The organism is Aeromicrobium alkaliterrae (genome assembly GCF_039529015.1).
GTDB classification, from domain to species: domain Bacteria; phylum Actinomycetota; class Actinomycetes; order Propionibacteriales; family Nocardioidaceae; genus Aeromicrobium; species Aeromicrobium alkaliterrae.
This window is the reverse complement of sequence record NZ_BAAAME010000004.1, coordinates 36305-50013: the sequence shown is the minus strand read 5'-3', so window position 1 is coordinate 50013 and position 13709 is coordinate 36305. Positions and strand designations below refer to the sequence as shown.

At 72.4% G+C, this 13709-nt stretch carries 14 protein-coding genes; 9 read left to right on the top strand and 5 right to left on the bottom strand.

All coding sequences use genetic code 11. The features are described from left to right. The first annotated feature begins 206 nt into the window (after positions 1-206). From ABD127_RS08205 to ABD127_RS08185, 5 genes are all read left to right on the top strand, one after another. Complete coding sequence (locus ABD127_RS08205) at positions 207-368, top strand: hypothetical protein (protein WP_344199822.1); 162 nt, start codon at positions 207-209, stop codon at positions 366-368. A 160-nt stretch (positions 369-528) separates the two neighbouring features. Then, positions 529-1626 (top strand): saccharopine dehydrogenase family protein, encoded by a 1098-nt coding sequence (locus ABD127_RS08200; RefSeq protein WP_344199819.1) that lies wholly within the window; start codon positions 529-531, stop codon positions 1624-1626. Then, the gene (amaB, locus tag ABD127_RS08195; RefSeq protein ID WP_344199816.1) at positions 1623-3140 is read left to right on the top strand and encodes an L-piperidine-6-carboxylate dehydrogenase; all 1518 of its coding nucleotides are present in this window, start codon (positions 1623-1625) and stop codon (positions 3138-3140) included. The genes ABD127_RS08200 and amaB overlap by 4 nt, the downstream gene beginning before the upstream one ends. Then, positions 3137-4375 (top strand): 2-oxoadipate dioxygenase/decarboxylase, encoded by a 1239-nt coding sequence (hglS, locus tag ABD127_RS08190; protein WP_344199813.1) that lies wholly within the window; start codon positions 3137-3139, stop codon positions 4373-4375. The genes amaB and hglS overlap by 4 nt, the downstream gene beginning before the upstream one ends. 44 nt (positions 4376-4419) lie before the next feature. Beyond that, positions 4420-6114: a cation:proton antiporter gene (locus ABD127_RS08185; RefSeq protein ID WP_344199811.1), complete on the top strand. Its 1695-nt coding sequence runs from the start codon at positions 4420-4422 to the stop codon at positions 6112-6114. Between the two features lie 12 nt (positions 6115-6126). Here the strand turns inward: ABD127_RS08185 and ABD127_RS08180 are convergent, their stop codons facing one another. Next, positions 6127-6540 carry a PaaI family thioesterase gene (locus tag ABD127_RS08180; protein ID WP_344199809.1) on the bottom strand — a complete coding sequence of 138 codons (414 nt, stop codon included), beginning with the start codon at positions 6538-6540 and terminating at the stop codon, positions 6127-6129. A 61-nt stretch (positions 6541-6601) separates the two neighbouring features. Between ABD127_RS08180 and ABD127_RS08175 the strand changes: the two genes are divergently transcribed. After that, positions 6602-7039: a VOC family protein gene (locus tag ABD127_RS08175; RefSeq protein WP_344199807.1), complete on the top strand. Its 438-nt coding sequence runs from the start codon at positions 6602-6604 to the stop codon at positions 7037-7039. 14 nt (positions 7040-7053) lie between these two features. Here the strand turns inward: ABD127_RS08175 and ABD127_RS08170 are convergent, their stop codons facing one another. Continuing rightward, positions 7054-8019, bottom strand: coding sequence for a quinone oxidoreductase family protein (locus ABD127_RS08170; protein ID WP_344199805.1), 966 nt, complete (start codon positions 8017-8019; stop codon positions 7054-7056). A 59-nt stretch (positions 8020-8078) separates the two neighbouring features. On the opposite strand from ABD127_RS08170, the gene recO reads away from it, so the two are divergent. From recO to ABD127_RS08155, 3 genes are all read left to right on the top strand, one after another. Then, positions 8079-8807: a DNA repair protein RecO gene (recO, locus tag ABD127_RS08165; RefSeq protein WP_344199802.1), complete on the top strand. Its 729-nt coding sequence runs from the start codon at positions 8079-8081 to the stop codon at positions 8805-8807. A gap of 10 nt (positions 8808-8817) precedes the next feature. Further along, positions 8818-9609: an isoprenyl transferase gene (locus ABD127_RS08160; protein WP_344199800.1), complete on the top strand. Its 792-nt coding sequence runs from the start codon at positions 8818-8820 to the stop codon at positions 9607-9609. Between the two features lie 140 nt (positions 9610-9749). Next, complete coding sequence (locus tag ABD127_RS08155; RefSeq protein ID WP_344199797.1) at positions 9750-10271, top strand: OsmC family protein; 522 nt, start codon at positions 9750-9752, stop codon at positions 10269-10271. Between the two features lie 15 nt (positions 10272-10286). Here ABD127_RS08155 and efeB read toward each other — a convergent pair whose 3' ends face one another. The 3 genes from efeB to efeU are packed head-to-tail and all read right to left on the bottom strand — an operon-like array spanning position 10287 to position 13653. Continuing rightward, the gene (gene efeB, locus ABD127_RS08150; RefSeq protein WP_344199795.1) at positions 10287-11552 is read right to left on the bottom strand and encodes an iron uptake transporter deferrochelatase/peroxidase subunit; all 1266 of its coding nucleotides are present in this window, start codon (positions 11550-11552) and stop codon (positions 10287-10289) included. After that, on the bottom strand, positions 11549-12763 hold the full coding sequence (efeO, locus tag ABD127_RS08145; protein ID WP_344199793.1) for an iron uptake system protein EfeO: 1215 nt from the start codon (positions 12761-12763) through the stop codon (positions 11549-11551). Before efeO ends, efeB begins: the two co-directional genes overlap by 4 nt. Further along, the gene (efeU, locus tag ABD127_RS08140) at positions 12760-13653 is read right to left on the bottom strand and encodes an iron uptake transporter permease EfeU (RefSeq protein WP_344199790.1); all 894 of its coding nucleotides are present in this window, start codon (positions 13651-13653) and stop codon (positions 12760-12762) included. Before efeU ends, efeO begins: the two co-directional genes overlap by 4 nt. Between the last annotated feature and the right edge of the window lie 56 nt (positions 13654-13709).

The following is a 13709-nucleotide window of genomic DNA, read 5'->3' as shown; positions in this document are numbered from 1 at the left end:
GTGCACCTGCCGTAGTACCTGCGGCACGTCCACACCACCGCTCCGGATCGACGATCCGGGGCGGTTTTCTCTATGTCCACTCAATCGAAAGGAGGCGCGCCATGACCATCAAGACCTCACGCACGACCGATCCCATGCCCGCACACACCCATCCGACCACCCCCGGCCGGAATGCCGGTCGACCCACGGGGGAGGAGGTGTCGGACATGGCCCGATTCGGTCGCCAGGCCCGCGTCAAGCGCGCCTGGGACGAGTTGTCGGAGGCGGACCGCGAGGTCCTGCTGAACCAGGCGCGCGAGCGTCGTGAGCAGCAGGCGCAGCGCGACGCACGTTTCGTCGACGCGTACTCGCACCGCCTGATCAAGTAAGCCCGTCACCACGGCGCCGGTGCTCCCGCAGGGGAGTGCCGGCGCCGTCGTGCGTCACGGGTCGGCGACGTCATCGAATCGCAACCACTGAACCGTCCGGACGGTATAGCCAGGCCCGCGCTGCGCTCCTACGATCGACGCACCGACGAGGGGAGCAGGCATGGGACGCACGATCGAGACCGTCGCGGTCTTCGGGCTGGGCAAGGTGGGCGAGCTGGTCGCGCTGATGCTGGTGGAGTCCGGCTTCGCCGTGAAGGGCTACGACGCGACGGCCCGCGAGGGCGCGGCCGGCGTCGAGGCCTTCGACCGGCACCAGCTCGACGTGAGCGACGAGGCCGGCATCCGCCAGGCGCTCGAGCACGTCGACGCCGTGGTCTCGTGCCTGCCGTACCACCGCAACATCGCGGTGGCCGAGGCCGCGCACGCGACCGGCACGCACTACTTCGACCTGACCGAGGACGTCCCGACGACGCAGCGCGTCATCGAGCTGTCGCAGCTGGGCAGCGACTCGACCTTCGCCCCGCAGTGCGGGCTCGCGCCGGGCCTGATCGGCATCGTGGGCGCCTCGATCGCGGCGACGTTCCAGAAGATCAAGTCGATCGAGCTCAAGGTCGGGGCGCTGCCGCAGAACCCCACCGGGCTCCTCGGCTACGCCTTCAACTGGTCGGCCGAGGGCGTCGTGAACGAGTACCTCAACGACTGCGAGGTCCTGCGGTCCGGCCACCGGCAGATGGTGCCCGCGATGACCGAGAAGGAGCGGGTCGTGATCGGCGGCATCGAGCTCGAGGCCGCGCTGACGTCCGGCGGGCTCGGGACGATGTGCCAGACCTACGAGGGTCGGGTCAACCGGCTCGACTACAAGACGATGCGGTACCCGGGGCACTTCAAGCAGATGCACTTCCTGTTCGACGAGCTCGGGCTGCGCGACGAGCGCGAGCTCGTCAGCCGGGTCCTGCAGGACGCCAAGCCCCCCGTCAGCGACGACATCGTGTACCTCCACGCCGCGGTCGAGGGCGTCAAGGACGGCCTGGCGTTCCGCGAGAACTACGTGCGCGGCTACCTGCCGACCGACGTCGGCGGACGCCGCTGGCGCGCGATCTCCTGGACCACGGCGGCCTCGGCCGTGGCTGTCGTCGAGCTGGTGGCGGAGGGCAGACTGCCTGACACGGGCTTCGTCCGCCAGGAGGACATCGCCCTGACCGACCTGAAGAGCACCAACGCCGGACGACTGTTCGCCGAGGCAGGAGAACCCCGATGACCCAGACCGCACCCTCCTCGCCCGTCGGCGCCGACGCCCTCGCGGTGCTCGCCCGGCTGGGCGTCTCGCTGGCCACCGGCGGCGACCTCGTGGCGAGCTCGCCGATCGACGGCGCGGAGATCACCCGCGTCGCGGCCCACACGCCCGCCGAGGTCGCCGAGGCGGTCGGCCGGGCCCACGAGGCCTTCCTCACCTGGCGCACGGTGCCGGCACCGGTGCGGGGTGCGTTCGTCCGCGAGCTCGGTGAGCTGCTGCGCGAGCACAAGGACGACCTCGGCCGCCTCGTCAGCATCGAGGCCGGCAAGATCCTCAGCGAGGGCCTCGGCGAGGTGCAGGAGATGATCGACATCTGCGACCTCGCGGTCGGCCTGTCGCGCCAGCTGCACGGCCTCACGATCGCGACGGAGCGCCCGGGCCACCGGATGATGGAGCAGTGGCACCCGCTCGGCGTGGTGGGCGTCATCAGCGCCTTCAACTTCCCCGTCGCGGTGTGGTCGTGGAACGCGGCCCTCGCCTTCGTCTGCGGCGACGCCGTGGTCTGGAAGCCCTCGGAGAAGTCGGTGCTCACGGCCCTGGCGTGCCAGGCGCTCGCCGCCGAGGCCGCGCGCAGGACCGGCGCCCCGGAGCACCTGAGCCAGGTCGTCGTCGGTGCCGCCGACGTGGGGGAGGCGCTCGTCGACGACCCGCGCGTGCCCCTGGTCTCGGCCACGGGCTCGACGCGCATGGGCAAGGCCGTCGCGCCCCGCGTGGCGGCGCGGCTCGGGCGCTCCCTGCTCGAGCTCGGTGGCAACAACGCCGCGATCGTGGCGCCCTCGGCCGACCTCGACCTCACGGTGCGCGGACTCGTGTTCTCGGCCGCCGGCACCGCGGGTCAGCGCTGCACGTCGCTGCGGCGCGTCATCGTGCACCGCTCGGTGAAGGACGAGCTCGTGCGCCGTCTTGCGGGGGCCTACGAGTCCCTGCCGATCGGCTCGCCGCTGGAGCCCTCGACGCTGGTCGGTCCGCTGATCGACGCGGCAGCCGGCAACGGCTTCGACGCAGCGGTGGCGCAGGCTCGGGCCGAGGGCGGCACGGTCGTCGCGGGTGGCTCGCGCGACGACGGCGTGGCCGGCGGCACCTACGTCCGCCCGACCATCGTCGACATGCCCGCGCAGTCCGCGATCGTCGAGACCGAGACGTTCGCGCCGATCCTCTACGTCCTGACCTACGACGAGCTGGACGAGGCCATCGCGCTGCACAACGCGGTGAGCCAGGGGCTCAGCTCGTCGATCTTCACGCTCGACGTCCGCGAGGCCGAGACGTTCGTGTCGGCCGTCGGCTCGGACTGCGGCATCGCGAACGTCAACATCGGGCCCTCGGGCGCCGAGATCGGTGGCGCGTTCGGCGGCGAGAAGGACACCGGCGGCGGACGCGAGTCGGGCTCCGACGCGTGGCGCGCCTACATGCGGCGCACGACCAACACGGTCAACTACTCGACCGAGCTCCCGCTGGCCCAGGGGGTCGAGTTCCTGTGACACCGGGGTCCCTCGGCCCGGCGGTCTCCTCGACCGAGCTGCGGGCCCGGTTCGCCCGCGCGCTGTCGGACCTCTACGGCACGGAGGTCCCGGCCTACACGACGCTCGTGCGCACGTGCGAGGAGATCAACGCCGAGGTGCTCCGGCGCCTGGGGCCGGAGGCCGAGCGGCTCGGGTCGATCGGGCGCGTCACGGCCGAGCGTCACGGCGCGATCCGGGTCGGCACGGCGGAGGAGATCGCCCAGGTCGCCCGCGTCTTCGGCGCGTGCGGAATGCACCCCGTCGGTTTCTACGACCTGCGGGAGGCCACGCCGCCGATCCCGGTCGTGTCGACGGCCTTCCGGCCCGTCGATCGGGCCGAGCTGGCGGCCAACCCGTTCCGCGTGTTCACCTCGGTGCTCGTGGCCGACGACCGCCGGTTCTTCGACGCCGACACCCAGGCCCGGCTCGAGGAGTTCCTGGCGGCGCGGCAGCTGTTCCCGGCCGAGCTGCTCGACCTCGCCGACGCCGCGGAGGCGGCCGGCGGGCTGTCTGAGGCCGATGCGGCGCGCTTCCTCGAGCTCGCCACCGCGGCGTTCGCGCTGTCCGCCGAACCGGTCGACCGCGCCTGGTACGACCACCTGGAGTCGATCAGCAGCGTCGCGGCCGACATCGGCGGCGTGACCTCGACCCACATCAACCACCTGACCCCGCGGGTGCTGGACATCGACGAGCTGTACCGGCGCATGGAGGCGCAGGGCATCGCGATGATCGACCGCATCCAGGGCCCGCCCGGAGACACCGGCCGGCCCGACGTGCTGCTGCGGCAGACCTCCTTCCGAGCCCTGGCCGAGCCCCGCCGGTTCCGCGAGGTCGACGGCACGGTGGTCACGGGCGAGCTGCGGGTCCGCTTCGGGGAGGTGGAGGCCCGTGGGGTCGCGCTGACCCCGGCCGGTCGCGCGCTCTACGACGACCAGGGCCTCACGGCGTTCCCGCCCACGGAGGCCGAGCTGCACGCCCAGGACCTCGCGTACTACGTCGAGGACGGCGACGTCCTGCGGCCCATCGTCTACGAGGACTTCCTGCCGAGGTCCGCCGCCGGGATCTTCGCCTCCAACCTCACCAGCGACGGCGCGAGCGACGCGACCCAGCGTGCCGCCGCCCGCGACGCCACCTGGCTGCAGGACGCGCTCGGACGCCCGCTCCACGACCCGTACGCGCTGTACGACGCCGAGCGGGCCGCCGCCTCCCGCTGAGTCCGTGCCGCTCCGAGTGGTTGCGGAGTGCCACCATCGAGGGCATGGAACCGATGGAGCTCGCCGTGCTCGGCGTCATCGTGGTCGTGGCCGTGTGCGTCGTCTCGCCCAAGCTGGGCGTCGCGGCACCGCTGTCGCTCGTCGCGGTCGGCGTCGGCCTGTCGTTCGTGCCCGGGGTGCCGGACGCCCAGGTCGACCCCGAGATCATCCTCGCGGGCGTGCTGCCACCGCTGCTGTACGCGTCGGCGGTGACGATGCCGATCACCGACTTCCGCCGCGACCTGAAGGCGATCAGCGGCCTCTCGGTGGTCCTGGTCGTCGTGACGTCCTCGGTGCTCGGTCTGGTGCTCCCGCTGGTCGTGCCCGGCATCGGTTTCGCCGAGGCGTTCGCGCTCGGGGCGATCGTCAGCCCCACCGACGCCGTCGCGACGTCGATCGCCCGCCGCACCGGGGCGCCGCCGCGCCTGCTGACGGTGCTCGACGGCGAGAGCATGCTGAACGACGCGACGGCCCTGGTGCTGCTGCGCAGCGCGATCGCCGCGACCGGTGTGACGGTCTCGGTGCTCGAGGTCGGGCTGCACCTGCTCCAGGCCGTCGTCGTGGCCTGCCTGGTCGGTGTCGTGGTGGCCGGGTTCAGCCTGGCGATCCGGTCGCTGGTCAAGGACGCCACGGTCGCGACCGCGATCTCCTTCGTCGTGCCGTTCGTCGCGTACGCGCCGGCCGAGCACCTGGGCGGCTCGGGCCTGGTGGCCGTCGTGATCGCGGGCCTCGGCATCGGGTCGCGCGGCTACGTCGAGCTGCGGCCGGAGGACCGGGTGGCCGAGCGCATCAACTGGCGCACGATCGCCTTCCTCCTGGAGGGGGCGGTCTTCCTCGTGATGGGCCTGCAGCTGCGGCCGCTGTGGGACGACTTCCAGTCGACCGGGCAGTCGGTCGGTCTGGTCGCCGCTGTCGCGGCGATCGTGCTCGGGGTCGTGATGGTCTCGCGGGTCCTGTTCAACGCCTTCCTGCTCGTGACGCTCTACGGCGACCGCAAGCAGCACGAGGCGTCGCGCCCCCGCATCGCGGCCCTGCGCGACTTCCTGGCCTCGCCCGAGGCGCAGCGGCACTCCGAGGCGCGGCGGGAGCGGGCGCTCCGCGCGATCGAGCGCCGCGAGCACGACATCACGTTCTACGGGGAGCAACGTCTGCGGCCCCGCGACGGCCTGGTGCTGACCTGGGCGGGCATGCGCGGCTGCATCACGGTCGCCGCGGCGCAGACCCTCCCGCCCGACCTGGCGCAGCGCGACCTCCTCGTGCTGGTCGCGTTCACCGTCGCGGGGGCCTCGCTGCTGGTGCAGGGCGGCACGCTGGGCTGGGTCGTGCGGCGGCTCGGTGTCGTCGACGACCGGGCCGAGGCGCGCCGCGAGCAGCTCGGGCTGCTGATCACGGCGCTGGCGGACGTCTCGCAGTCGCGGTGCGACGAGACCGAGGCCGAGGGGCTGGACGGCCGGCCCGTCGACCCCTCCGTCGTGCAGCACGTGAGGCGCCGGTCCACCCCGGCGGCCGAGTGGGCCTGGGCCGGGGTGGAGGGACCCGAGCGCGAGCAGCTGCTGCAGGACTTCCGCGAGCTCCACCTGCGGGTCATCGAGGACCAGCGGGAGGCGCTCCTCGCCCTGCGCTCGGCGGGTCGCTACGACTCCCTCGTGATCGGCGAGCTGCTCGACCGCCTCGACGCCGTCCAGGCCACCGGGCGGTGAGCCGGGGACCTGTCAGGGGCGCTTGACGATCTTGACGAGCTGGCCCGTGGCGACGACCTGGCCGTCGCTCTCGACCTGGCCGGACAGGAAGGCCATGCCCCCGCCGAGCCGGTCGATGCGGGCGCTGGTCTGCACGGTCGAGCCGAGCCGGGCGGCCGAGACGATCGAGATCGAGGAGCTGATCGTCGCGGCGTGCGAGCCCCGCGGCAGCTCGGCGGCGAGGCAGAGGAAGGCGGTGACGTCGATCAGCAGGCCGTGCAGCCCGCCGTGCAGCACGTCGGTCGGGGTCGCGGTGCCCGTGGCGACGTCGAGCTCGAGACCCGCCGAGGGGTCACCGGGGACCCGCAGCCGCAGGCCCAGCGTCCGGTGCAGCGGGGTGTTGAGGACGGGCTCGAGGACGTCGTCGATCCAGCGGGGCTCGGTCATGAGGCACATCGTCGCAGCCGTCGTCGGCCGAACTGTCGGTGGACGGTGGCAGCCTGGCTGCATGGGACGCACCGTGCAGATCACCTTCGACGCCGCCGACCCCGCCGCCGTCGCCGAGTTCTGGGCCGCAGCCCTGCACTACGAGGTGCAGGCGCCGCCGCCGGGCTTCGCCACGTGGGAGGAGGCGCTCACGGCCTTCGGGGTGCCGCCCGAGCTCCACAACTCCCGGTCCGCCGTCGTCGACCCCGACGACGTGGGCCCGCGGCTGTTCATCCAGCAGGTCCCCGAGGCCAAGGCGGGCAAGAACCGCGTGCACCTCGACCTCCGCGTCGCGCCCGAGCTGCGGGGTGACGAGCGCATGGCCGCCCTCGAGGCGGAGTGCGAGCGTCTTGCTGCGCTCGGTGCCACGCGGCTCTACCGGGTCGAGCCCGACGGGGGCATGGAGCACGGCTTCATCACGATGGCCGACCCCGAGGGCAACGAGTTCTGTCTCGACTGACCCCGCGGATCAGCTCACGGGAGCAGCAGGAGCTTGCCGGTCGTGGCGCGCCCCTCGAGGTCGACGTGCGCCGTCGCGGCGTCGGCCAGCGGGTACGTCCCGCCGATCCTGACGTCGAGGTCGCCAGAGGCCACGGCCCGCAGCACCTCGCTCGCGCGCCACTCGAGCTCGGCACGATCGGCGATGAAGTGCGCCAGCGACGGTCGGGTCAGCACGAGCGAGCCGCCGGAGTTCAGGTCCTGCGGGTCCACCGGCGGCACCGGCCCGCTCGCGGCGCCGAACAGCACGAACGTGCCGCGGGGCGCGAGCGCCGCCAGGCCCTCGTCGAACGTCGTGGCGCCGACGCCGTCGAAGACCGCGCGCAGGCCACGGCCCTCGGTCAGGTCGCGGGCCGCCGGGCCGAAACCCTCGTAGTCGAGCACGTCGGACGCACCGGCGCCGCGGGAGAGCTCGGCCTTCTCGGGTGAGCCGGCCGTGGTCAGCACCCGTACGCCGTGACGCGTCAGCATCTGGGTCAGCAGCAGACCGACGCCGCCGGCCCCGGCGTGCACCAGCACGGTGTCGCCCTCGGCCAGCGGGAGGATCGAGTGGACCAGGTAGTGCGCCGTCATGCCCTGCAGCATCACCGCGGCGGCGAGCTGCGGGTCGGTGCCCTCCGGGACGCGGACGGCCTGCGCGGTCCGGACGATCGCGTGCTCGGCGTACGCGCCCTCGCCGTGACCCCAGGCGACGGTGTCGCCCTCGGCGAACTCCGTGACGCCGTCGCCGACCGCCAGGACGCGGCCGGCGGCCTCCTTGCCGAGCGTGAACGGCAGGGGCGTCGGGTACTGGCCCGAGCGCTGGTAGGTGTCGATGTAGTTGACGCCGGCGGCGGCCACCTCGACGAGGAGCTCACCGGTGCCGGGATCCGGCACCACGATCTCCTCCAGACGCATCTGCTCGGGTCCGCCATGGTCTCGGATCACGATCGCGCGAGTCATGCCGTCAGCCTACGGATCACGCGGCACAATGGTCGACACGACGAGCACGGAGGTGCGCCATGACGTTGTACCGCGACTCCGCGGTCGTGCTGCGCACCCACAAGCTCGGTGAGGCCGATCGCATCATCACGATGCTGACGCGCAACCACGGGCAGGTCCGGGCCGTCGCGAAGGGTGTCCGCAAGACCTCGAGCCGCCTCGGCGGCCGCCTCGAGCCGTTCATGCACGTCGACCTGCAGTTCGCCGTCGGGCGCACGCTCGACATCGTCACCCAGGCGCAGACGATCGACCCGTTCTCGCGTCGGCTCGGTGGCGACTACCGCGCCTACACCGCCGGCACCGTGATGCTCGAGACCGCCGAACGCGTCGTGCCCGAGGACTCCGAGGCGTCGCTGCCGCAGTACCAGCTCCTCGTCGGTGCCCTGCGAGCCCTGACCGAGCAGCGCCAGCCGGCCGGCCAGCTGCTCGACTCCTACCAGCTGCGGGCCCTCGCGATCGCGGGCTACGCCCCGAGCTTCGGCTTGTGCGCGCGCTGCGGCGCACCAGGGCCGCACCGCAACTTCAACGCCGCTTCCGGCGGCATCCTGTGCGACACGTGCCGGGTGCCGGGATCGGCGGCCCCGAGCGCCGTCACGGTCGCGCTGCTCGGTGCGCTGCTCGCGGGCGACTGGGAGGCCGTCACCGCGTCGGACGACCGCTCGCGACGCGAGGCCACCGGCATCGTCAACGCCTACGTCGCGTGGCACCTGGAGCGCTCCCTGCGTTCGCTCGCCCACGTCGATCGGTAGGTTCGACCGGGTGAACCCGTCCGTCCCGCCGCCACCACGGCGCGGGGAGCCACGCCCGCCCCGGCCCCACCCGTCCGGCGTGCGCGCGCCCGACCTCCCGCCCGAGCTCGTGCCGCGCCACGTCGGCATCGTGATGGACGGCAACGGCCGCTGGGCCAAGGAGCGCGGACTCCCGCGCACGGCGGGTCACGAGATGGGCGAGGCGGCCCTGTTCGACGTCGTCGAGGGTGCCGTCGAGCTCGGCATCGAAGCCGTCTCGGCCTACGCGTTCTCGACCGAGAACTGGAAGCGCTCGCCCGAGGAGGTGCGCTTCCTGATGGGCTTCAACCGCGACGTGATCCGCCGGCGCCGTGACGAGATGCACGAGATGGGGGTCCGCGTCCGCTGGGCCGGTCGTCGTCCGCGCCTGTGGCGCAGCGTCGTCAAGGAGCTCGAGGCGGCCGAGGAGCTCACCCGCGCCAACACGGTCTGCACGCTCACGATGTGCGTCAACTACGGCGGTCGCGCCGAGGTCGTCGACGCGGCCACGGCGCTGGCGCGCGACGTCGCGGCGGGCAAGGTCAACCCCGACCGCATCGACGAACGCACGTTCGCCCGCTACCTCGACGAGCCGTGGATGCCCGACGTCGACCTGTTCTGGCGCACCTCCGGCGAGCAGCGCACCAGCAACTTCCTGCTCTGGCAGTCGGCCTACGCCGAGATGGTCTTCAGCGACATCGCCTGGCCCGACGTCGACCGTCGCGCGCTGTTCGCCGCGGTCGAGGAGTACGCGCAGCGCAACCGCCGCTACGGGTCTGCCTGACGGTCAGCTGCGCCGGGGCGTCGGTGCTACCACGATTCCCGCGGTCCTCGCGGACGTCTTGCATCGCAAGAGCCCGCCGGAAGCGCGCCGCGACGGAGGACGCTCGAGATCATCACCCACGATCTCGGAGAAGGACCACCATGACCCAGCAGACCACGACCCAGCTCAACGACGTCGACCTCGCCGCGGTCGGCGCGCTCGTCGCGGGCATCCAGGCCGACCCGGCGAAGGCAGTCACGACCTGGGCCGCCCACGTGACGTGGGACGGAGCGTTCGCGTCGCACGCCCGGATCCGACAGTTCGACGGCATCCGCTCCGACGAGCCGCCCGCGCTCGGCGGAGGCGACACCGCACCGAACCCCGTGGAGCAGCTGCTCGGCGCCCTCGGCAACTGCCTCGCGGTCGGCTACGCCGCGAACGCCAGCGTCGCGGGCGTCCCGATCGACGCCCTCTCGATCGACCTCCAGGGCGACGTCGACCTCCACGTGTTCCTCGGTCTGACGGAGGGCCACGCCGGCTTCGACGCGATCCGCGCGAAGGTCACGCTGGAGTCCAGCGCCCCGCGCGAGCAGGTCGAGCTGCTGCACGCCAAGGTGCTCGACTCCTCGCCGGTCGGCCACACGCTGCGGACCGCGGTGCCGGTCGAGGTGACGCTGACCTGAGCCCCACGGCGACGCTCAGGACTCGAACAGGCCCTGGCCCACGTACCCGCCGCGGCGCACGCCCGGGGGGACGGCGAACAGGGCCGAGCCGACGTGGCGGATGTACTCGTTGAGCGCATCGGTCTTGAGCGAGTTCTGCACCTGCACGAACTGGGCCGGATCACGCTGGAAGGACAGGAAGAACAGCCCCGCCGTGATCTGGCCCAGGTCGTTGTTGCCGTCGACGTAGTTGTAGCCGCGGCGCAGGAGCTGCACCCCGTCGTTGCGGTCGGGGTGCGCGAGCCGGACGTGCGACGTCTCGGGGACGGCGAAGCCGCCGGTCGAGGACGTCATCTCGAGGTCCGGCTCGGTCATCTCGGTGCCGCCCGACAGCGGAGCGCCCTCACCCTTCGACCGGCCGATCACGAGCTCCTGCTCCTCGAGGCGGGTGCGGTCCCAGCTCTCGATCGTCATCTGGATCGTGCGCGCCACGAGGTAGCTGCCGCCGGCCATCCAGCCGTCGTCGGCCCAGACCCAGCGGTCCAGGGCCTTCGCGTCGTCGGACAGGATGTTGGCGGTGCCGTCCTTGAAGCCGAACAGGTTCCGCGGGGTCTGCTGCTCCGCGCTGGTGCGTGAGGTGCGGCCGTAGCCGAGCCGGGTCCAGCGGACCTGGGCGCGTCCGAACGCGATGCGGCTGAGGTTGCGGATCGCGTGCACGACGACCTGAGGGTCGTCGGCGCAGGCCTGGATGCAGAGGTCGCCGCCGCTGATCGGCTCCTCGAGCAGGTCGAACGCGAACAGCGGCAGGGGAGCGAGGGCCTCGGGCCGTCGAGCCGCGATGCCGAAGGGGTCGCCGTCTCGCGTGAACAGCGACGGGCCGAGCCCGAACGTGACGGTGAGGTGGTGCGGGCCGAGGCCGAGCGCCTCGCCGGTGTCGTCCGGCGGGGCCAGCGGTGATCCGTCGACGGCCCCCGTGTCGCCGACCTCCTGGCCCGCCGTGAGCTGCCGTGCCGCGTCGGTCCACTCCTGCAGCAGGGAGATCAGGTCCTCGCGGGTGGCGCCAGCCGTCATGTCCAGGCTCGCGAAGTACAGGTGGCGCTGCACCGGCGTCGTGATGCCGGCCTGGTGCTCGCCGTCGAAGTCGTAGGCGCCGTCGTCGTCGGACGCCGAGCCGCTGGCCGTGCCGCGGCCGACGCCGAAGCCCACGGCGGTGCCGGCCGCTGCGAGGGCGGCCATGCCGAGGGCTCCCCGGCGCGAGACGCCTCGCGCGGGGGAGCCCTCGGGGCCGGTCGGGTCGCTCACTCGCCCTGGTCGACGCCGAGCACCGTGAAGGTGAGCTGCGAGAGCGGCTCGCTCAGGGCGTTGAGCTGGGCGCCGAGCGCGTTGCGCGCGGCCTGGTCGACGGTGTCGTAGGAGACGAAGCCGGCGTCGTAGCTGCCGTACGTGGCGAGCAGGTCCTTCATCGCCGCGAACTGCTCGTCGAGCTCGGCCACGAGGTCCTCGCCGTCGGTGCCCTTGCCGGCCGCGATGTCGCGCACGGTCTCGTAGGCGACCTCGGCGCCCTCGACGTTCGCGAGGAAGTCGTAGAGGTCGGTGTGGGCGAACTCGTTCTCCTCACCGGGCAGCTTGCCGTCGGGGGCGGCGACCTCGTCGAGCAGGCCGATCGCGCCGTTGGTGATGTCGTCGATGGTCAGCTCGAAGTCGTCGGCGTGGACCTGGTCGTACAGCGACGAGATGTCGGCGTCGAGCTGGTCGGCCACGGCGGCACGGCCGGCGGGGTCCAGCGGCTGGATGTCCTCACCGGGGTAGTTGACCCGGGCCTCGTCGATCCAGAGGTCCATCTCGATGCGGTGGAAGCCGGTGAACTCGAGCCCCTCGGCCTCGGCGCCCGGCTTGCGGTAGTCGATCTTGGGGTCGAGGTCGCCGAAGTTGCTGGCCGTGGGCTCGACGCGCTCGTAGTTGATGCGGGCCAGCGGGAACAGCCGCCGTGCCTCGTCGTCGTTGCCGGCGCGGTAGGCGTCGGTGAACGCCTTCGTGCCGGTGACGAGCTCGGCGACCTGCGTCTTGGTGTACGCCGTGTAGCTCGCGACGGCGTCGTCGATCGCTGCCTGGTCGCTCTCGGAGGCCGTGACGGCGTCGCCCGTGACGTTGAAGTCGGCCTGGCCGACGCCCTCGCCGACCATGCCGGGCTTGCAGACCGTGAAGTAGTCGCCGGGCTGCATCTGCACCGTGAGGTTGCGGCTCGAGCCGGCCGCGATGTTCTCGACCTCGCCGATGATCCGGAGGCCGTCGTCGGCCAGCACGTAGAACTCGGTGACGTCGTCGCCGGTGTTCTCGACCTCGAAGCGGACAGGACCGCTGGTGGCCGTCGCCGTCTCGACCTGGCAGTCGTCGGCGGTGCTGGTGACGGGGATCGCGGTCGCGTCGGCGCTGTTGTTCTCGACGCAGCCGCTCAGCGCGAGGGCGCCGGTGACGACCAGCGGGATCGCCCACCGGGAGGCAGTGCGGTTCATGAGGCTCCTTCGGAGAGAGAGACGGCCGCAGGAGTGCGGCGGCGGGTGACACGCAGGAAGAGGGTCATCACGACGGCGAGGTAGACGCCCCAGGCGAGGACCTCGAGGACCGTCATCTCGGGGCTGAACCCGATCGTGCCCTTGAGGATCGCGGCGGGAAGGCCGGAGGGGTCGATGACGTCGGGGATGCGGAAGAGCCAGGCGGACTCGCCGTAGAGGCCCGAGGCGAAGGAGCTGGCGCCCGCGGGCGCGGGCTCGAAGGGTCCGGGCAGGAAGCGCGCCTCCTGCAGGTCGTGCACCGCGTAGGCGAGCACGCCGGCCGCGACGACGACGAGGAGGCCACCGGTCCACTGGAAGAACTTCGCCAGGTCGATGCGCACGATGCCGCGGTGGATCAGGGCCCCGAGCGCGACGGCGGCGGCGAGGCCGAGCACGGCTCCGAGCCAGGGCGACTCGCCGTCGCCGGAGGAGCGGACGGCGCTCCAGAGGAACAGGGCGGTCTCGATGCCCTCGCGGGCCACGGCGAGGAAGCCGACGAGGACGAGGGTCCAGGCCGAGCCGGTGAGGGCCTTGTCGACCTCGGACTCGAGCTGGCCCTTGAGGTGGCGGGCGGTGCGCGCCATCCAGAAGACCATCCAGGTCACGAAGCCGACCGCGATGATCGACATCGTGCCGCCGATGAGCTCCTGGGCCTGGAACGTGAGGCCGTAGGTGCCGAAGGTCAGGAGCGCGCCGACGGCGAGGGAGAGCAGCGCGGCAGCGGCGACGCCGACCCAGATGCGGGCGCGGACGTCGGGGCGACCGACCTTCTGCACGTACGCCAACAGGATGCCGACGACGAGTGCGGCCTCGAGGCCCTCGCGCAGCCCGATGATAAAGGTCCCGACCACGTCGCTCCGTCCGGCTCCTGCTCACAGCAACTACTCAGGTGAGGCTCACCTGACCG